This window comes from Desulfomicrobium baculatum DSM 4028 (genome assembly GCF_000023225.1).
In the GTDB taxonomy this organism is placed as follows: Bacteria; Desulfobacterota; Desulfovibrionia; order Desulfovibrionales; family Desulfomicrobiaceae; genus Desulfomicrobium; species Desulfomicrobium baculatum.
The window spans coordinates 1882882-1902386 of sequence record NC_013173.1 but is presented as its reverse complement, the minus strand read 5'-3'; the positions used below and the strand labels follow the sequence as shown (position 1 = coordinate 1902386).

Below are 19505 nucleotides of genomic sequence, written 5' to 3'. Positions count from 1 at the left end.
AAGATGGTTGAAGCGGTCGCGCCCATGGTCCGGTTGGAGGGGCTCGTCAAGACGCGTTCCCAGAGCGAGAGCGTCTTCGAGTTGCGCGTGCCGGAGTTTACGGTCCGGCCCGGTCAGATGGTCGCGGTCATCGGCGAGAGCGGCTGCGGCAAGAGCACGCTGCTTGATACGCTCGCCCTGGTCATGGCTCCGACCCGGGTCGGGCGTTTTGAGATCACTTCCGAATCGCAAAGCGCTTGCGATGTCGCGGCCCTGTGGGCCCGGGACGACGAAGATGCCCTGTCCGCCCTGCGCCGCGACCTGTTCGGCTATGTTCTGCAGACCGGCGGCCTGCTCCCTTTTTTGAGCGTGCGGCAGAACATCTGCCTGCCGGCGCGGATCAAGGGCGGCGACATCGCTCCGTCCAGGCTGGACGCCCTGGCCGATCGCCTCGGAGTGGCCGGTTGCCTGGACCGGATGCCCGTAGCCCTGTCCATCGGGCAGCGCCAGCGGGTGGCCATCCTGCGGGCCCTGGCGCATCAGCCGCGCCTGGTGCTGGCCGACGAGCCCACGGCGGCCGTGGACAAGGCCCGGGCGCGCGCCATCATGGACGACATGCACCGCCTGGCCCGGGACGAGTCCGTGGCCGTGGTGGTGGTGACCCATGACGTGGACCTGGTCATGGACCGTGCCGACGTGGCCTACACCTTCGATACGCAGCAGGTCTCCGAGCATGTCACCAGCTCGCTCTGCCGGCCGGTCAACGGGAGCGGGTCATGACCCCGGCCCGGCCCCTAAAGCTCATCCCCGCCCTCGCCGCCCTGCACCTGCGCCACGAGTGGATTCTGACTCTTTGCCTAATCATTGCCCTGGCGGCGGTGATCTCCCCCCTGCTTGTCCTGCTCGGCCTTAAACACGGCACCATCCAGACCCTGCGCGAGCGCCTGGTGGAAGACCCGGTTTTTCGCGAGATCCGGCCGTCGCAAACCAGAGAGTTCAAGCCCGAGTGGTTCAAGGACATGGCAACCTGGCCCGGCATCGGCTTTCTGACCCCGACCATCCTGCCCCTGTCCTCGGTCATCAGCATGGTGCGCGGCGAAACGGACAAAACCGAACTCTTCGATCTCATTCCGACCGCTCCCGGCGATCCGCTGCTGCTTGAAAACGGTGGAATCGTGCCCGCCGACGGCGAGGCCGTGCTCACGGCCGAGGCTGCCAGGCAACTGGGGTTAAGCGCCGGAGGCGAGGCCGTGGCGCGGGTGACGCGATCCCGGGGCGGACGCACCGAGAACGTGGAGGTCAGGCTGCGGGTCGCGGCCGTGCTCGATGCGCGGGCCGGGTCTTTGGCGCGGGTCTATGCGCCGCTTTCGTTCGTGCTCGACGTGGAGGCCTACAAGGAAGGGTACGCGGCCCCGGCGCGGGGCTGGGCCGGCGACACGCCGGAGCCTTACGCGAGCTTCGACGGAGCCGTGCTTGTGCTGCCCGAACCGCTGCCTCCCATCAGCAGATCCGGCCTGGTCATCAACACCGGCTTTGGCCGCATCGCGGACATCTCGCCGGACGGGGTCAGAGACCTGCTCGGTTTTTCGCCGCCGCCGGATCTTGCGGTCTACAACCTGCTTTCCCCAGGCGCGTCCATCACCGCGTCCAACCTGCGGGCCATCGATCAGAAGTTGCGCGGGTACACCCGCGTGCTGCTGCCGTATGTCCTGGATGTCGTGGTCAAGCGGGGGGATCAGGAGTTGCGCCTGGTGGGCCTGTCCATAGACGAGGAGCAGGCACGGCTGCTCGGGCTTTCGCCAACGCCGTGGGGCGGATACACCGGCAGGCTGCCCGAGCGCATTCTGAGCGTGCAGTGGCCTGCGGTCCAGAACGTGCCCGCCGCAGATAAAACAGCGGTGCGCAGCCTTGGGGCGGCCGAACTGGAATTCGACCTGCATCAGGCCGGTGAGACCGCGCTTGAGTATCCGGTGGTGCCGGTGGAGCTTCTGGGGGTGCTGCGCACCGCCACGCAGCGCGCCGTGGCCTTCGACCGCGCGGCGGAACGCTTCGAGATGGCGCGCGGCGGGTATCGGGGCTTTCGCCTCTATGCGCGCAGCATCGACGCTGTGCCTGGCCTGTACCACAGACTCAAAAAACAGGGCATCGAGGTCATGGCCGAAGTCGAGGCCATCGAGCGCATCCAGGTATTGGACCGGGGCCTGACCCGCCTCTTCTGGCTCATCGCGCTGCTGGGAGTTTTCGGCGGCACGGCCGTGCTGGTGTCCAGCCTGTACGCGGCCGTGGAGCGGCGCAGGCGCGATCTGGGGGTGCTCCGGCTCCTGGGTTTTGCGCGTAGGCATGTCTTTTTCTTCCCCATTGTGCAGGGGCTCATGATTGCCGCACTGGGTCTGGCCGCCGGATTCGGCGGCTACGGAGTCCTGGCCGCGACCATCAACCATGCCTTTGCCTCGGAGCTTGCCCCGGGCGAGGCTTTTTGCGTTCTGCCGGGAGCCTATGTTCCGGTTTTCTGTATCGTAACCCTCGCCCTGGCGGCTCTGGCCTCTCTGGCAGCCGCGTGGCGGGCGACATGCATCGATCCTGCGGAGGTCATTCGTGAACAATGATGGCGTGAGGCGCGACCGGAAATTTTCGGCCATGATTTTATCCCTGTCTTTCGTGGCGGCGTGGGTGTTTTGTCTCGCGTTTTCGACCACGGCGGCCCTGGCCGAAGCGCCGCCGCAGACCCCGTACAATCCCAAACCGGCCGAAGGCGACCTGATCCTGCCCATGCCGGGCGACGCCGAGATGGTTTTTCGCAGGGTGCCGGTGCCGGGCAGCGGGTTCTGGGGCGACCAGAGTCGCATCATTCAGATCGGCGACGCTTCGGGGGGCATCTTCGAGGGACTGCAGCGCACTCAGATCAGCGGCTCCTTTCCGTCCGGCAAGGATGAGGCATGGGAGCTGGTCATGGCCAAGTACGAGCTGACCCGTGGCCAGTATGTCGCGGTCATGGGCATGGACGCCCTGCTGGCCGCCAGCGGTGACCCGGAGGACCAAAAGCTGCCGACCCTGAAGGGCCGCGAGCTGCGCGACGCGCTGATGCTCCCGTTGGCCTATGTCAGCCATGGGGACGTGCTTGAATTCCTCCGCCGCTACAACCAGTGGCTCTTCGATCCTGCCCACCCGGAACGTGTGGCGGCCATGCCACGTGTGGACGAGGCCCCCGGATTCATGCGTCTGCCCACGGAGGATGAGTGGGAATACTGCGCCCGGGGCGGCCTCGCGTCCATCCAGGCCGGGGCCTTCGACAAAGCCCTGCCGTTTGCTGCGGCCGAGGCCAACGAGTTCGCGTGGCATCTGGGCAACGCCAAGCACCAACTGCGGCCGGTTGGGCTGCGCAATGCGGACGCAAACGGCTTTCATGACCTCTTCGGCAACGCCCAGGAGATGACCTCGGGTCTGTTCCGGCCGGAGATCTGGCAGGGTAAGCCCGGTGGCGTGGCCGTGCGCGGCGGGAGCGTCTCCACCCCGGCTGCGGACCTGCGCAGCGCGCTCAGGGCGGAGCTCGACGTCTACGCCTGGAACGTGGACGAGAAGAAGGTCGAGGAGCGCAAGTCCTTCAACACCGGGGCGCGCCTGGCCATCGGGGCCAACGTGGTCGTGACCTCGGCCCAGCGCGCCCGCATCGAGAAAGAGTACGAGGCCTACAAGGCCGACCTGCGCAAGACCATGCCCGTGGGGCGCACCCTGGATAACCTGGTCAGCCAGGCTTCGGTCCAGATCGGCGCGGCCGACCCCATCATCGAGCGTCTGATCAAGGACAATCCGGCCCTCAAAGAGCCCCTGGGGGCGGTTCAGTCCACCCTGGACAAGGCCAGAGAGCGCCTTGAACTGGCCCAGCGCGAGAGCGCGCGCAGCCTGGCCCAGGACGCGGCCCGCAACGGGGTCAACCTGTCGGTCTATCTGTCCCGCTTGGAGCGGCTGACGGACACTCTGGCCCTGGCCAAGGAACTTGCCGAGACGTCGACGCGCTACCAGGAGCAGGTCGCGGCGGTGGAGAAGTCCATGGCTGAGCTTAAGACGGCGCTGGGCGAGCAGATGCAGGGCTACAAGGACAAGATCGGGACCCTTGGCGAGTACGAAAAGGCCTACATCGACTTCGCCTTCACGGAGCTTGAGGCCCGGGAAATGACCAAACGCGAACGCCTGGTCATGAAGCTGCTCAAAGGGCACGCCCAGAACTACGCCGAGCAGCGCCGGGCCGACACCGAACTTTGGCTGGAGGAATTTCGCAAGGGCTTTGCCGAATTTTCAGATTCATAAAACAAATAATTTCAGGAGGATGAAGTTATGAAAAAGATTGTGAACGTGCTCGTCGTGGTGCTTCTGGTCTTTGCTCTGTTGCCCGGATGCGCGACCATGACCGACAAGAACCGCACCCAGGCCGAAGGGACGGGCGTGGGCGCGGTGCTGGGCGGCCTGCTCGGTTATGCCGTGGGTGGGGGCAAGGGTGCGGCCATCGGAGCCGCGGCCGGCGCGGGCCTGGGTTTTCTTGTCGGCAACGAGATCGCAAAGCGCAAGCAGGCCTACGCCACTACGGAGGAGTTCCTCGACGCGGAAATCTCCACCACGCAGGAGTACAACAAGACCGCCATCGCCTACAACGCGCAGCTCTCCAAGGACGTGGCCACGCTGGAAAAGCAGTCCAAGACCCTGCGCGCCCAGTATGACAAGGGCACGGTGGACAAGAAGGTTCTGGCGGCCAAGAGCGACGAACTGCAGAAGAAGATCGACGCCAGCAAGAAGCTTGAAAATACGCTGGCCAAGGAGCTTGACGTCCAGACCGCCATCCTGGCCGACGAGAAAAAGACCCGCCCTGCCGGCGACCAGTACGTCGCTCGCCTGGAAAAGGAAGTCGGCACGCTGCAGAAGAACCTGGACAAGCTGCGTGACGGCAGCACCCAGTTGGCTCAGATCGACCAGAGGCTGAGCGTATGAGGACGGCGATTCTCATCCCCATGCTGCTGGCGGCCATGCTGCTGGGCGGTTGCGCGGGTCAGCACGATCCGCGCACAGGCGGTTTTTTCGGCGGGGTGGCCGGGCTGGGTGGCGGCGGCTACAAGGATCGCGTGGCGGAGCGCGAGGCCCGGCTTGCAGAGCTGCGTGCCACCCAAAGCGAACTCGACGCCGAAAAGGGGCAGCTGGAGTCCCAGAAATCGGCGGCCCAGGCCCTGGTCGACAAGGACCAGGCCCGAGTGAAAGCCATGCAGACCGAGATAGCGGCCCTGGACAAGAAGACCAAAAGCCTCGCCGCCCAGGATGGCGCGGACGCGCAGCGCGTGGCCGACCTGCAGAAGCGGGTCACCGACCTGAAAGGGAAAATGAACCAGCAGGCATCGTCCCTGGATGATCTGGAAGGCAGCGGTCTTGGCGACGCGGACATGGACCTGCGCCGCAAGCAGCTCGAAAAGCAGCGCGATGCCCTGCGCAAGGAATACGACCTGCTCATGAAGATGCAGATGGAGCTTGCCCAGTGAGGATTGCGTCCTTCTGGATGCTGGCCGTGCTGATGGCCTTGCCGGTCCCTGCGGGGGCGCAGTCCGCGCCCCTGGAGGAGATCCGCAGGATTCTGCTGAACGAGGCTCTGGTTCCCCCGAATCATGCGGAACTGGAAAAATTGGACGAAGCCGGACTGCCCGCCTTTCTGGAACGGTTCGATCCGTATGCGCGCTATTTCCCGGCGCGGGAATATCAGTCCCCCATGACCGGACGCGAGGCCTGGATCGGCATCGGCGCGGAGCTGATCGTGCGCGGCGAGGATATTTTCCTCTCCGTCTATCGGGGCGGAGCGGCGGACAAGGCTGGGGTGCCCGACCGGTCCAGGCTGCTTGAAGTCGACGGCGAGAGCGTGGCCGGGCGTGATGCCCAGAGCGTGGCGTCTTTGCTCAAAGGAGGGGAAGACACTGTCGTGCGCCTGACTCTGGCCCGGCCAGGCGGGAAGAGCTTTGACATCCGGGTCGTGCGCGAGGCCTTCAAGCCCCTGGACGTGGAGCCTGTGCCGCCGGGGGACCGGCAGGTGTTGCGTGTCCGCGAGTTTGTCGGAGGCATGACCAAACCCGCATTGCAAGCCACCATTGATTTCCTGGCGCGAAAGGGCGCGGGGCCAGCTGGGCTGCTGGTCATCGATCTGCGCGACGCGGGCGGCGGCGATCTGTACGAAGCCTTCGACATGGCGGGCATGTTTCTGCCTGCCGGGACCCTTCTGGGCACGATCCAGGGCCGGGGCGAGGATGCTCGCCCAGTGCGGGCCCCGTCCGGGGAGAAGTACTCCATGCCTCTGGCGCTTATTGTTGGCCCGGATACGGCCAGTTCGGCCGAGATCTTCGCCGGGGCCCTGCACCAGCAGGGCCGGGCCCTGCTCGTGGGCCAGCGCACCTACGGCAAATGCAGCTCCCAGACCGACGCCCGCCTGTCCGACGGCTCGGTGCTGCGCTACACCAACCGAGACGTCCTGCTTCCGGATGGCAGCTCCTGCTCCGGCGCGGGCCTCATGCCGGACAGGGAAGTGTCCGGCGCCGAGCTTATGGATCTGGCGGGGCTGGTGCAGGTGGTGGATAGCGTTCTGGCCGGCAAGTGATCTTCGAATGGAGCTGCCGGGATGTTCTGCCATCACGGACGGATCGGAGTTGGGGACTGTCGTTTGCGCTGAGAACCAAGCGCTTTGAACACGGAGGCAAAATGAAACGTTGGCTCGCTCTTCTTTTTTTCATGCTGGTTCTGCCACACCCGGCTCTTGCCTCCGAACCGGCCTATGACACGCTTCCGCCCGAGCTGGTCAGGCTGCGGGACGAAGGGCGGCTCACAGTCAGGGCCCTGTGGGCCTGGAAGCTGGTCCCTCCGTCCACTGCGGAAATAGCCATGGAGTTCCGCGCCCTGGGCCTGGACCTCATTTCCGCCGACAGGGCGCAACTTGCAACCTGGAAGGAGCAGGCAGGTGAGGGACAGCTTGCTCTGAGCGAAGCCCAGCGTGATGTTCTGGGACAGCTTATCAGCCGCATGGACGAAGGTTTGTCCTCGGGCGAGCAGCCCGCTTCAGGGACGTCCGTTGTCCAGGATCCTCCCGTTGTCGATGCCGACGTCAAAGGGGAAACTCCGGACCTTGGCGAAATGATCGGGAAGCTTGGCGCTCAGGCCGACGGCGGTGATCCCGGGGCGAAGGTCAGCCTGGCCCTTGCGGTCAGGACTGGCGTTGACGGACCGCCTGATCCGATTCGGTCCGTGGCCCTTCTTGAGGACGCTGCGGCAGCGGGTGATGCCGATGCCATGGCGCTTTTGGCTGATGAATACGAATCCGGCCTGTGGGTGCCCCAGGATGCGGAAAAGGCGGGGCAGCTGCGTCGCAAAGCCGCGGAAGCAGGATCACAACTGGGGCAGTGGGGGCTCGAATGAACATCAAGGCATTGCAAAGGGCGGGCGTTTTATTTCTGGTTCTGGTGCTTGCAGGTGGCGGCGCGTCTCTTGCCGATGAATTGAAGCAACCCACACAGGCCGAGATTGCACAGCAGGTCGTGGTGGACGACAGCATGAAGGCGGTCATGAAGTCCTTTCTCAGCGCGGGCTTGACGTACGACTCGCTTCCGGAAGGAGCAAGCGGGGAGCTTCGCGCCGCGCTTGAGTACTGGAAGGGAAACAAGGACGGGCTGAAGGAGTTTGCGGGCAGGCTCGGCAAGCTGGCTGGTTCCAACCGCGAGGAGCTGCTGGACATGATCCGGAGCAAGAAACTCCGGGAGTTTGCAGTCGTCGCACTGGATGAGAGCGCCTCGGGGGCTTTTCACAATGTCGGCCCCGACGGTCTGAAAAAGCTCGTGGCCTACAGCGGTGACGCCCTGGACGATGCCGGCGTCAGGGCTCTTGATCTTTTGAACCGAGTTGAGGATGCCATCACCGCGACAGGGAAGGTCCCGGCGCATCTGGCCAACGATCTTAAGACGGCCCTGCAACAACTCTCCCCCGAACAGATCCGGGCGGCTCGGAAACTCTTGTCCGAAAAGGGCACCAAGGCCGCGGTCAAGGATTACCTGGTCAAGAACCCCGGAGTCATCGGCACCTTTGTAGATGGTGTCTTTGTCCTGGCTTTTGACGTACCTGCTCTTCTGGCCTTGAACGACGCCGAAGAAGCGGCAGCCAGCGCCACGGGCACGGGTTTCGGCTTCGCCGCCCAGACTGCGGGCACGGCGGCCACGGCCGCCCTGGGCGGGGGATTCCTGCCGGGGCTCGTGGTCAGCTGGTCCAGTTCCCAGGTCAAGGAGCTGGTTACGGAGATGATCATGCTGCAGTACGACCGCGCCAACGCGGCCATGAAGGAGCAGTGGGCGGACATGGAGCTGCGCATGAACGCCATCCGCGGCATGCTCAAGGTCGACGAGCTGCTCAAGGCCGGCAAAACCGAGGCCGCGGGCGACTATCTGGCCAAGGTCGAGCGCTACGCGGTGGAGCACAGCTTCCCCAACGAAGGCATTTTCGAGAAGATCCAGGACCTCAAGAGCGTCGTGGCCAAGGCCGAGGAGCGCAGGGCCGCCAACCAGGTCATCGCCAGGGCCCGGGTTCCCTACATGTACGGCTTCCGCCTGGCCAGCCAGGGACGCAACCTGACCATGGCCCGGGCGTATGTGGAGGAGGCCCTCGCCGTGTTGACGGAGGCCCAGGGCAGTCATCCCGAACTCGAGGACAGGGTGCGGCAGGTGCAGGGACTGATCGCGCAGATCGACCGCATGATCGCCGAGGCTCCTCCCTTGGGGCAGGCAACGGTCAGCGGGCCGGACTCGGTGGCGCCCGGAGAGGTCGTGCATTTCGAGGTCAGCCTGACCGGCGGCATCCCCGACTATCGGCCGCTGGACATGGGCGGCTACGGATTGTCCACAGGCGCGGTGTTCTATTGGCAGGCCCCGGCGGAGCCGGGCGAAAAAACTGTGAGTTTCCGTGTCAAGGACGACAAGGGCCAAATCGGCGAAGTCGTCAAAAGCGTAGAGGTGTTGGCGGTCAACGAGGAGCCTGCGAATGAAGCGCCCCCGAATGAGGAAGATGCGAAATTTCTTCATCTTGGCCAAGCAGGTCGAACAGATATTTTTGAGATAACTGTAACGGCTGTCGCAAAAGCATCGTATTGGACAAAAGACAAGAAAGAAGATGAAGAATATATCGTCGTCGCTGTTCGATTCGTGAATATATCGAATGAAGAAGAAAGTATAGGAGCAAACGATTTTCAGTGGGTTGACAGTCAAGGACATCGAAATGGAATAGAACAATATTCAGGTGTTAAGACAGACGAGTCGATGCCTGATACTTTCGGGGCGAAAACACTGTCTCCTGGAGAATCATTTGAAGGAAGCATGGTGTATTTGATGCCTAAAAATATGAATCGTGTAGAGTTTCATTATCTAAAAGGGTACTCATTAAAGCCGGATTTGCAATTTCTTTTTCATAAATAGATAGAATGATTATAATCATTCTGAACGGTAAGCCTACAATTTGGTCTTATGGGAGGTAGGATGAGGCGAATTCTCATGACGCAGGCGCTGGCCGCATCGGTGTGTTTGATGCTTGTGGTTGTTTGCTGTGGCCCTGGCTTTGCCTCCACCGTGGAAATCGCCACCGGCCCCGACGGGCTCCTGCAGATGGAGCAGCAGGGCAAGGTCACGGTCCGGGCTCTGCGGGGCTGGGGCAGGCTGCCCGACGAGTACGTGAAACTGGCGCAGCGGATGCGGCAGGAGTCCGGGTTGGACCTCCTGGGGGCGAATCTGGATCAGGTCCGGCAGTGGAGTGCGGACCCTGCCCTGGCGCAGTTCGGCGCCGAACTGGCCAAGCTGGCCGCCTTCATGGAAGGCGGTGAGCATCTCGACTGGTCGCCGCCCGCCCCGGGCGCTTCCGTGCCCGCCGGCACCCTGGTGCGCAGCGGCGCCACGCGCTGGGCACAGGCCGAGGACGGTCCCGTCGAAGTCCCGAGCGCTGTCCAGGCGGAGCCCGCTCCGACCGAGACCGTTGCGACCGAGCCTGTCCAGGCGGAGCCCGCCCAGGCCGAACCCGTCCTGGTTGATCCTGTTCAGGCCGAGCCTGTTCAGGCTGAGCCTGTTCAGGAGGGGGGCACGAATACGACGTCCTCCCTGCCTCCGGCCGCCCCCAGCGACGCAGGGCCGGGGGATGGCGTGGAGTTTCCCCTCAACGATCAGGTGCCGGGAACGTACAGGGTCAAATTGCAGGTGGAGGGGCTTTCCGTCGCCGCTCCGCAGGATGACCCCTATTTCCAGCGGCGTCTGCAGCACATGCTGCCCGAGGACCCCGCTGTGCTGGCAGGAGAGAAAGGGTATTTCAACAAGCTTTCCGAATATCTGAACGTGAAGCCCGTGCTTGACGACGACGCCTCCTACAACCTCGTCCTCGGGTTCGCCACCCCGGACACGCCGGTGGTCATCCGCGTCGATGCCCCTGATAACCCGGAAATCCCCTTGAGCGAGAAGGAGATCGCGGACAGGATTTCCTATCGCGTGGCCGGCAAATCGGTTTATGTGTACGAGCACGACGAGGCCAGAGGCGACGCCGACATTGGTTTCGACGACAAGCTGGACGGCGAGGTGCGCTGGACCCCCCGCATCGACCCCGCCACCGGTCGCCCGGTCGGCCCCAGGGTTCTGGGCATATACATGTCCTACAGGATCAAAAAGTACATCGGCGATAACGAGCTGGGCATTTTAAGCACCAGCCAGCACCGCATCGGCTGGGTCGTGGTGGCCATGCCGGGCGACGTGTACGAGCATGAAGGCGCGCTGTACGCCGTGGGTCAGGAGGAGTCCCTGTCGGCGGGCGGGACTGCCGGACCGGCTCCCGCGCCGGAGAAGTTCGATTTTCAGGTGTCCCAATATGCCCTGGACGAGACCGCCATCGGCCTTTCGGAGGATCTGCGCCATGTGGCCTGGGTCGAGGGCGAGAAAGAGGGAAAGAAGCGCGTTGTCGTCAACGGTGTCCCCGGAAAATGGTACGATGACGTCAAGGGATACGCCTTGCGCTTCACGCCCGGGGGAGAGATGTTCCGCTATGAGGCCGAGCTGGGTGAGAAGGAGATCCCTGTGTTCAACGGGGCCGACGGCCCGATCTTCGACGACCTCGAATTCGTGGATATGAGCGCGAGCGGGGAACATGTCCTGGCCGGAGGCAAGACGGGCAGCGTGTACCGGGTCTATCTCGACGGCAAGCAGGTGCGGGAGACGAACGCCTCCGTGCGGGACGGAGCCGTGGCCGAGAACGGAAAAGCAGCCTGGATAGAAAGGGGGCAAGACCCTCAGACCGGGGCCGAGTTCGCCATGGTCGTGACCGCCGATGGTTCCGAAGGGCAAAAGTACCCGGCTATTCACGGCAGCCCCCGATTCACGCAGAATCGCGCCGAACTCTATTATATCGCCGAAAAAGAGGGCGGGGACCGCTTTCTGGTGCGTGACGGCGAAGAACTGAAGCCCACCATGGGGAGCGGCTACAAGTTCTCGGTGACTCCCGACAGCGCCTTTTATGCCTATGTCGCCCAAGTGGACGAGAGTGTGAGGTCAATGGTCATTAACGGGCAGATCGGACCTGATTTCAGTGACATCTGGGATCCGGCCACCTTCAGCGCCGACGGCCAGCGGCACATCTATTCGGCCAAAAAGGAAAAGGAGTCTTTTCTGGTGGTCGATGGCCAGATCGTTTCCCACGGCTTCGGAGCGCTGAAAAGCGTCGTCGATGAAACCTTCAGTCCCGACGGTAGTCGCTGGGCGGCGGGCTTTCAGCTGAGTGACGAGGAATACGTCGTCGTCGTGGACGGCAAGGAGATCGGCCGGGGCCAGGGCTCGCCCAGGGGGATCGTCTTCAGCCCCGACGGGACCAGGGTGGCGTGGCTGGAAAAGCAGAAGACGTCCGCGCGCATCTGTCTCGACGGACAGGCCGGGCCGGAGGCGAGGGACATCTACGACGAAGAGCCTCCGCAGTTCAGCCCCGACGGGCGGCATCTGGTCTATTTCACCCGCGACCGCAAGGAAAAGAAGATGCACATCGTCGTGTTCGGCGGCGAGGAGCGCGCCCACGACATCATTCCGCCCCGCGCGGTGTTCGTGGAGGGTGGCCTTGAGTACCTGGCCATCGACGGGACGCACTTCCGGCGAGAGAGCATTCCCCTCGACTAGAAAAGAAGGCTGCCCGTTCCCCGGTCAGGAGCGGGCCGCTTTCATATTAATAAAAGGAGAAGGAAATGGCGGCGCAAAGAAGGGCTTCGGCCAAAAAACGCTCCACGGCCGCGAGCCCGCTGACCCCTGAGCAGACAACGGCCTGGGTGCGGACCTATGGCCGCCACTCGCGCATCTACGCCTGGGGATTTTTCGCCCTGGTCCTGTCCATGATCTTTGGGTTGATCTGGTGGGAGATGGGCGAGGTTAACGACGACGTGCTATATTCATTCAGTTTTGCCGCCGCAGTGACCTTTCTTCTGGCCGGATGGTCCCGCAAACAGACGACGCAAAGCTGGGCCGGGGTGGTGGAGGAGCTGTTCATGAAGCAGGTGCGGGCGAGCCGCGACGGGAATCAGTCCGACGACATCACCTACAGTCCCAGGGCCAGGATCCGTACCCGGGGCGGCAAGGCGATGACCTTGCGCCTGACCGAGAGCCTGTACGGCTATTTCGCCCCCGGCGACGTGGTGTTCAAGATTTCCGGGCTGGACTGGCCGGAAAAGGCGGAGCCGGACCGCGAGGAGCGGGTCTGCCTGGCCTGCGGCAACCTCTACGCCCACGGCGCGGGGACCTGTCCCCGCTGCCGCGCCCCGGAGCCGGATCATGAGACTCTGCTGCGGCTGGTAAAATGAATTGAGCCGCCGCGAAGAAAAAGGCCGGGACCGCGAGGAGCGGCGCCCGGCTTTTTTCTTCGCGGGGACTGAGGAGCTTATGACTTGCCAAACTTGATCAGCGACTCCAGGAAGTTGCGCAGGTCGTGCGTCACTTCGAGGGAACTCTTGCCGCCCGACAGCAGGCGGATGCGGCGGTCGCCCTCCAGGGGGTCGATGCGGCCCGAGCCCATGCCCTCCATGACTTCGTTCATCTTTTCCCAGTACTCCTTGTGCTTCATGAAGGCCTCGTAATTGGCCTTGTCCGTCTTGGGCGGGACCTGGGCTTCCATGAGGGGCTTGAGGCGCCTCTGGTACTCCTTGGCCGTGCTACGCGTGATCTCCACGTGCTTCTCGATGCGGGTGAACGGTTGGTCTTTTCTCCGTAGGTGGTCGCCCTTGAACTGGTTCACGTCGGAGGTCTGCCCGGCCCAGGCCTTGTTGGCCCGCAGGACGCCGTTCTTTTCGATGAGGGCCAGGTCCTTGTAGGCTTCGGAGTGTCCGCTGGTGGTCACGGTCTCCCATGATCGTTTGGGACTTTGCCCCGTGATTTCCCGGTACGAATCTTCCCATTTATTCTGGGCTTCGGCCTGCCACAGGCTTTCCGGGACGGGCCGGCCATTCTTCTTTGGCGGGATAGGCACCCCGTTTTCGTCGAATTTGACCTGGCGCGCGATGTCGTAGTCCGTGTTGACGCTCTTGCCGCTGCCGGCGTTGCGGATGGGTGCGAGGCCCTCGCGCTCCCACTCGGCGTCCATCTTTTCATGGAAGCGTTTCTGCACCCGGTTGTGGACCCGGTCCATGCTGTTCACGAAGCGCTTGACCATCTCCTTGTTCTTCGGGTTGCGCTGGTTGCTCTTCATGATCATTTTGGCCTGTGGAGAGGAGTGGATCATGGCCGAGCGCTTGTCCAGTTCGCGCAGGATCTTCTTGATCTCGGAGGGCGGGGCCTTTTCCTTGCGGGCCGTCTGCAACTTCTTGAACGTGCTCTTGTAGGAATTGACGCGTTGACGGCCTTCGACCACCCCCGCCTTGTAGCCCTTCAACTCCGCCTCGGTCAGGGGTCGGTTGAAGCCGTCGTCGGGAACGGTCGAGGGCTTGGGTTTCGTCGCGCCGCCGGAGATCTGGACATCGGCCTCTCCGGTCTTGCCCTTGGACGCCTTGGACGTGCTTGGCGCGTCAGCGCCCTTGAGGCCCTTCAAGGCTCCATAGCCCCGGGACACCCCGCCGGCGACGAAGCCCATGGCCTTGTCCGTGGCGATGCCCTTGACCACTTCCCAGCCCGCGCCCTTGAGGCCCTCTTCCCAGCCGCCGCCGCTCTCCACGGCGGCCTCGAAGCCCCGGTAGCCGTCCACGGCGATGCCGGTGAGCTGGTTGTAGGAGCCGCCCACACGCAGGAAGGCCTCCTTGGGCCCGCCTTCGATGTAGCCGAGCGTGCCCTGATAGACCCGGTTCACGGCAGGGCCGCCGATGAAGGACAGGGCCATGAGGGACTTGTCGGCGACGCTTTTGGTTATCTCGGCCGTCTGCAGGCAGGTGTCGGCCCACTCGGCGTCGGCGTCGGCCTTCTTCTTCTCGCCTTCCCAGTGGCCCGTGGCCACGGTGTAGACATTGTTGATGACTTCCGACGCTTTGGCCGTGTCGGTGGCCGTCATGACTTCGGGGCTGAAGCCCTTGGCCACGATCTCGCGCACCTGGGCGGCCTTGTCGTAGGGCAGGGTGTCGGCCATGGCCAGGGCCTTCTTCATGGCCCGGTCGACCTTTTCCATCTTGCGCTGGTCCGCGGCGATGTTCTGGATGAACTGGCTGCGGGCGAAGTCGTCCCACTCGGAGCGGGTGTGTACGATGACGCCGGTCTTGAGGGATTCGATGCGGTCCTGTTCGGACTGGAGGTTGGCCTTGGCATTCAGGACGCGCATCTCCAGATCGTGCCGGCGGACGGGGTCCGTCTCCTTCGTGGCTTCGGCCAGGTCCTTGTCCATGTTGAGCTGGATGATGGCCACGTTGGCCGAGTGGAAATCAATGGCCTCCTGGTCGATGACGCGCCGATCCTCGGCAGGCTGATCGTCGACGATGTGCAGGGGGGTGTCGCCCTTTCCGATTTCGACCTTGGGTTCCTGCGCTTCCTTGGCCCCCTCCTTTTCTCCCTGGGGCTTCTGCTTTGCAGCCTGTGCTTCGGCAACCTGCTGCGGGGCGCCGCCAGCCACCAGCGCGTCGAATTGGCGCAGGCGGGCCTCTTCGGATTCGGGCAGCTCTTTTCCCATGGCGGCCCACTTCACGGCGGCGGCATGGAAGGCGTCGCGCATCCGGTAGTGAGCCAGGCTTTCCTTGATGGGCGAGTCGTTCAGTGCGTGGCCGATGCTCGCAGTGAGGGTGCCGTCATTGGCGAGCCTGGCCGCTTCCAGACGTTCCGCGTAAATGCGGTCATTCGTGATGCGCGCCTCCTCGAACAGTTCTGGCGAGACCTCGGAAAATTCCGGGAATGGACCGCCCGTATAACGCTGTGCGTGAATAATCCAAGGGTCTCCGTCTTCGTCCGTGAATTCAAAATTGATTGTATCGCCCTCAAGGCCGGACAGCAGGTTTATTCTGTCCAGGTCGAAGCCCTCGACGTAATTGTACTCCTTTTCATTGTAGGTGTCTGTGTCCAGAGCGATGCCGGAATACGTTTTCTGGTCGCCATGGGAGTAAATCAGGAAGTAGTAAGGCTGATGCTTGATGTCGCCGACGTCCGTGCCAACGTAGTTATTGGGGTGGGTAACGTAGCCGACCCATTCGCCTTCGGGTCCGGATTGGACCATGAGCCCGCGCAGGAAATCCTTGGCGCGTTTGTACTGCTGCTGGCCTTCGGCCATGAGGGCCGCGCCGTCGGGCGGGTTGCCCAGGGCAACCAGTTCGGCCACGACCTCGTCCAGGCGCTTCTGGCAGGACAGGATGGTGTTGCGGTGCTGGCGGGCGAGAGTCATGGCGTCCATGGCCAGGGCCGGATCGTCGGCTTCGGCCGCCCAGGCGATCTGTTCCACGGTCTCTTCAAGCCTGGCTCCGGCCTCGGCCACGGCCCCGCGCAGGGACAGGAATTCGCCCAGCAGCGGGTTGAACCTGTTCAGGTAGTCCACGGCGTCGGGGGAGGGGTACTGGCGCAGCACGCCCCAGGTCTTGCGGAAGGATTCTTCCTCGGCTTCGGACATGGGGCCGTAGACCATGCGCATGCCTTCCATGGCCGCTGCCACGGCTCCATCCCACTGGGTCGGGGTCAGGGCGTTGATATCCAGAAATGGCGCGGACTTCATGGGCGGCAGGGCGGCTGGCTCGACGTTTGACGCGGTGAAGGTGACGCCGTCTGTCCGGGCAACGGCGTTGTCCTGGCTCGGCTCGGATTCGTCCTCCTGTGCCGGGATTTCCGTGACCTCTTCGGCCAGAATCGCTGCCAGCTCCGCATCCAGGGCCTCGTCATCGATCGGGGCGTTCTCCGTGACGTCGGTGGCCTTCTCCTGCGGGGCGCTATCGGCGGCCGCTTCGCCCGCGCCAGCCTCCCGCATAGCCTCGGCGACCCGGCCCAGGCTGTCCCGCTCTTCGGGGGAGAGCGTTGCGCCGTGTTCCTGAAGAATGGCGTCAAGCTGCTCGGGCGTGGCTCCCAATACGTCGATGCCCTTGCCGCGCAGGCCGGCCAGGGGCGCCATGTCGGCGGCGGGGATGCGGCCGTAGCCGACCAGCGCGCGCACGGTCAGGGCGTTCTTCTCGGCCAGGCCGCGCAGGGCCTCGGCGGCTTGTCCGTCCGAGGCCGTTTGCCGCGATCCGCCGATGGTCTGCGGCGCTTCGCTTTGGGCGTGCGCCGTCCAAATTGCAAGGAAGTGGAGCAGGATCAGAAAGAAAATGGTCGCTCCGGGTGAACGGGCCGGGATGCGCTTGGCGCTGGAAAGGAACATGCTATCCTCCTGAACGTGTTTCTCGCTCATACCTAGGTATTTTTACGAAAAAAAACAATCCGCTGCGGTTGGACGGCGAGAGGGCAACCGGCTTGCTCTGCATGCCATCTTGTCTGTATGTCGAAGCATGGCCCGAAGGCGAAACACGGGCCGGTTTTTTCCAGCGCCGTTTTCCGGGAGGATTTAAAAATGCATTTTCGTTTCACGATGGCGTTTCTCCTGACCCTGTGTGCCCTTTTTTCGGCGTGCCCGCCTGTCGCCGTCTGCGCGTCGCCTGCCGCCCTGGAGAGGGCGGTGGGCCCCGCGGCCATGGTGCGGCTGGAACAGGAGGGGGCAATGAGCGTCCGCGCCCTGGGCGCGTGGGGACGGTTGCCCGCGAAGTTCGTGTCTTTGGGGCAGACCCTGCGCAAGGAAGCGGGCGTGAATCTGCTCGACGCCGACGCCGGAACCGTCGCACAGTGGCTGGCTCTGGCCGAGGAAGGCGACGCCCGCCTGGCCCCGTCCAGGGATGGCCTCAAAGACCTGCTCGGCTATCTGCAGCGGGGCGAATTTTTGGACTGGGAAGCCGTTGCCGAGGAAGGGGCCGTCGCGCCGGGCGCGCTGCTGCGGCGCGATGGTCGCCTGTGGGTGCAGGGCCCGCAGGGGCAGGCCGCCGCGCCGGAGCCCTTTGATCCGACCATGCCGGTCGCAAAGGGGCCGGAAGTGCTTTTTGCCGGGGACATGTCGGACCAGTGGGTCCCGTACCAGGCGGACGGCGGGAAATTCAAGGATTTCGCAAAGCTTGATCAGGGCATGCTGGTCGTGGACGTCCCGGCGGGGCATTCCTGGGGGCGTACGGGCATGCATTCCAACGCCAGCATGGTCGTCAGCCCGCGCGGCGGCAGCGAGGGCGTGCGGCTTTCGGTCCTGCTCGATCCGCAGGGGACCACCGACGCTGTGCTCTCGCTGGTCCCGGCCGAGGCCAAGACCGACAACGAGTGGAGATACCACCATGTCCGCGTGGGTGTGCATCTGGAAACCGATGACGGCCCCAAGACCATGACCCTGTGGATCGCTCAGCAGGCGGTCATGACCCGGGAGATCGACGCCGTGCCGGAACGGATCGACCTCGTCCTGCGTCCGGACGACGCCGTCGTGGTGACCGACTCCGGCGGGAAGATCCTCCTGCAGGGCGTCCTGCCCGGCGAAGTCCCGAAGGACGGGTACAGGCTCTACGCCCTCTCCGACGTGGCCACGAAGCGGGGCAACAAGCCGGTGCGCATGGCCCTGAAGAGGATCGAACGCAGTCCGGAGCCTTTTTTCGTCCAGGCTGCCCATGATTCCGTTCCCGACGGGGCGCGGCGGACGATCCTTTTCGACGACGGCGTGCTGGGCCGCTGGTGGTCGCCCCAGGGCGGGGATTTCGACAAGCACGTCCGACTGGAGGACGGCGTGGTGGCCGTGGACGTGCCGGGCGGCGCGGGCTCGGCCAAGGTCGGCATCTATTCCCCGGGACCCATGGTCTGGCTGGACGGCTTCGGGTTCGGGTCCGAGGCCGGCGTGACCTTCGAGTTCGACCCGGCGGGCACCACGGGCTTTGTCGTGGCCCTGTCTCCGCTCTACAATCTTAAGCGCAACGATCCGAGCAAGCCCTTCGTCTGGGCGCAGTGGACCCTCAAGGAGGACGGTTCCGGGGGCACGAGCATGCTCCTGATCGATCCGGATTCCCGCGAGGGGGCATGGAAGGTCGAGACCGGGCCGCAAGCTCCTGGAAAAGTGACCCTGCGCATTTCGCCGGACGGTGTCCTGGCCCAGGGACTGGGCGGTCCCGATGAACGGTTCCCCTGGAAATGGGCCGTTCCGAACATGGGTTTTCGCGTCTATGCCTTCAGTCAGGCCCAGAAGGCGGGACTGCCCATGCGCATGGCTCTCAAACGCATCACCCTTGACCGCGTGGCCGGGGCTTCCCCGCCCGCTGCCGAGCCGACCGAGGGCGTCGCGCCTCTTGATGTCGATCTTCTTTTCGCCGGTCCGGCACTGGGCGGATGGGAGCCCTATGGCATTCGTGGCGCCGATTTTGCCAAGCACGGCCGCTTCGAGGACGGCCGCCTCGTGGCGGAAGTGCCCGCCGCTGCCCACTCCTGGCCCAAGATCGGGATCGTTTCCGTGGATCCCGTGCTCACGTTCAACGAGCGCATCCTGCACACGCCCTACGCCGTGCGCGTGGCCTGCGACCGCGAGCGCACCAGCGGCGTCGAGGTCGTGTTCCGTTCCGCCAAGACTGCGGAAATGGACAAGGGCGCGGAGGTTCTGACCAGTTTTGTCCGCCACGACACCGGGCCCGACGCGGGTAAGTACGTGTTGTCCCTGAGCGGGGAGCACTCCACCTACCGGACCTGGTCGCGCCGGGTGGACGCGGACTGGGTCGAGGCCAACTGGGACGGGGTTCTGGAGGTCCGTTTCGGAGACGGCTGGGTCGAGGCCGGACTGCCCGGCGGACCGTCCATTCGCGGCGCGGACATGCGCACGGGCAAGGGCTGGAGCTACCACATGGCCGTTACGGCCTGCCCGCATGTCAAAAGCGGCGCGTCCGCATTGACCTTAAAAAAGATCACAGGCGGATGGGTCACTCCTCCCGGCATGGGCGCGGATGAACGGTGGACCCTTGTGGACGACGAGAAATTCGACGCTGACGCGTTCCTGGACCATGTGTCCGGCGCGTTGCCCAAGGAGGAGTGAGT

At 64.1% G+C, this 19505-nt stretch carries 12 protein-coding genes; 11 read left to right on the top strand and 1 reads right to left on the bottom strand.

Going from position 1 to position 19505, the window contains the following annotated elements:
• Positions 1-3 precede the first annotated feature (3 nt).
• From DBAC_RS08370 to DBAC_RS08325, 10 genes are all read left to right on the top strand, one after another.
• Positions 4-759 (top strand): ABC transporter ATP-binding protein, encoded by a 756-nt coding sequence (locus DBAC_RS08370; protein WP_015773852.1) that lies wholly within the window; start codon positions 4-6, stop codon positions 757-759.
• Positions 756-2585, top strand: coding sequence for an ABC transporter permease (locus DBAC_RS08365; RefSeq protein ID WP_015773851.1), 1830 nt, complete (start codon positions 756-758; stop codon positions 2583-2585). Before DBAC_RS08370 ends, DBAC_RS08365 begins: the two co-directional genes overlap by 4 nt.
• Positions 2575-4284 carry a formylglycine-generating enzyme family protein gene (locus DBAC_RS08360; RefSeq protein WP_015773850.1) on the top strand — a complete coding sequence of 570 codons (1710 nt, stop codon included), beginning with the start codon at positions 2575-2577 and terminating at the stop codon, positions 4282-4284. The genes DBAC_RS08365 and DBAC_RS08360 overlap by 11 nt, the downstream gene beginning before the upstream one ends.
• Positions 4285-4311: 27 nt before the next feature.
• Positions 4312-4959 carry a YMGG-like glycine zipper-containing protein gene (locus DBAC_RS08355; protein WP_015773849.1) on the top strand — a complete coding sequence of 216 codons (648 nt, stop codon included), beginning with the start codon at positions 4312-4314 and terminating at the stop codon, positions 4957-4959.
• Positions 4956-5498, top strand: coding sequence for a coiled-coil domain-containing protein (locus DBAC_RS08350; protein WP_015773848.1), 543 nt, complete (start codon positions 4956-4958; stop codon positions 5496-5498). Before DBAC_RS08355 ends, DBAC_RS08350 begins: the two co-directional genes overlap by 4 nt.
• A complete protein-coding gene (locus DBAC_RS08345; RefSeq protein ID WP_015773847.1) occupies positions 5495-6598 on the top strand; it encodes a S41 family peptidase in 1104 nt (367 codons plus the stop codon). Before DBAC_RS08350 ends, DBAC_RS08345 begins: the two co-directional genes overlap by 4 nt.
• Before the next feature lie 101 nt (positions 6599-6699).
• Entirely contained in the window at positions 6700-7410 is a 711-nt protein-coding gene (locus DBAC_RS08340; protein WP_015773846.1) for an SEL1-like repeat protein, read from the top strand.
• Complete coding sequence (locus DBAC_RS08335) at positions 7407-9449, top strand: DUF4352 domain-containing protein (protein WP_015773845.1); 2043 nt, start codon at positions 7407-7409, stop codon at positions 9447-9449. The genes DBAC_RS08340 and DBAC_RS08335 overlap by 4 nt, the downstream gene beginning before the upstream one ends.
• 60 nt (positions 9450-9509) lie before the next feature.
• Positions 9510-12167, top strand: a complete 2658-nt coding sequence (locus DBAC_RS08330) for a hypothetical protein (protein ID WP_015773844.1) — start codon at positions 9510-9512, stop codon at positions 12165-12167.
• 65 nt (positions 12168-12232) lie between these two features.
• Positions 12233-12841 (top strand): hypothetical protein, encoded by a 609-nt coding sequence (locus DBAC_RS08325; protein ID WP_015773843.1) that lies wholly within the window; start codon positions 12233-12235, stop codon positions 12839-12841.
• Between the two features lie 77 nt (positions 12842-12918).
• Here DBAC_RS08325 and DBAC_RS08320 read toward each other — a convergent pair whose 3' ends face one another.
• Positions 12919-16785, bottom strand: a complete 3867-nt coding sequence (locus DBAC_RS08320) for a hypothetical protein (RefSeq protein ID WP_015773842.1) — start codon at positions 16783-16785, stop codon at positions 12919-12921.
• Between the two features lie 189 nt (positions 16786-16974).
• On the opposite strand from DBAC_RS08320, the gene DBAC_RS08310 reads away from it, so the two are divergent.
• A complete protein-coding gene (locus DBAC_RS08310) occupies positions 16975-19503 on the top strand; it encodes a hypothetical protein (RefSeq protein ID WP_015773841.1) in 2529 nt (842 codons plus the stop codon).
• Positions 19504-19505: the final 2 nt, after the last annotated feature.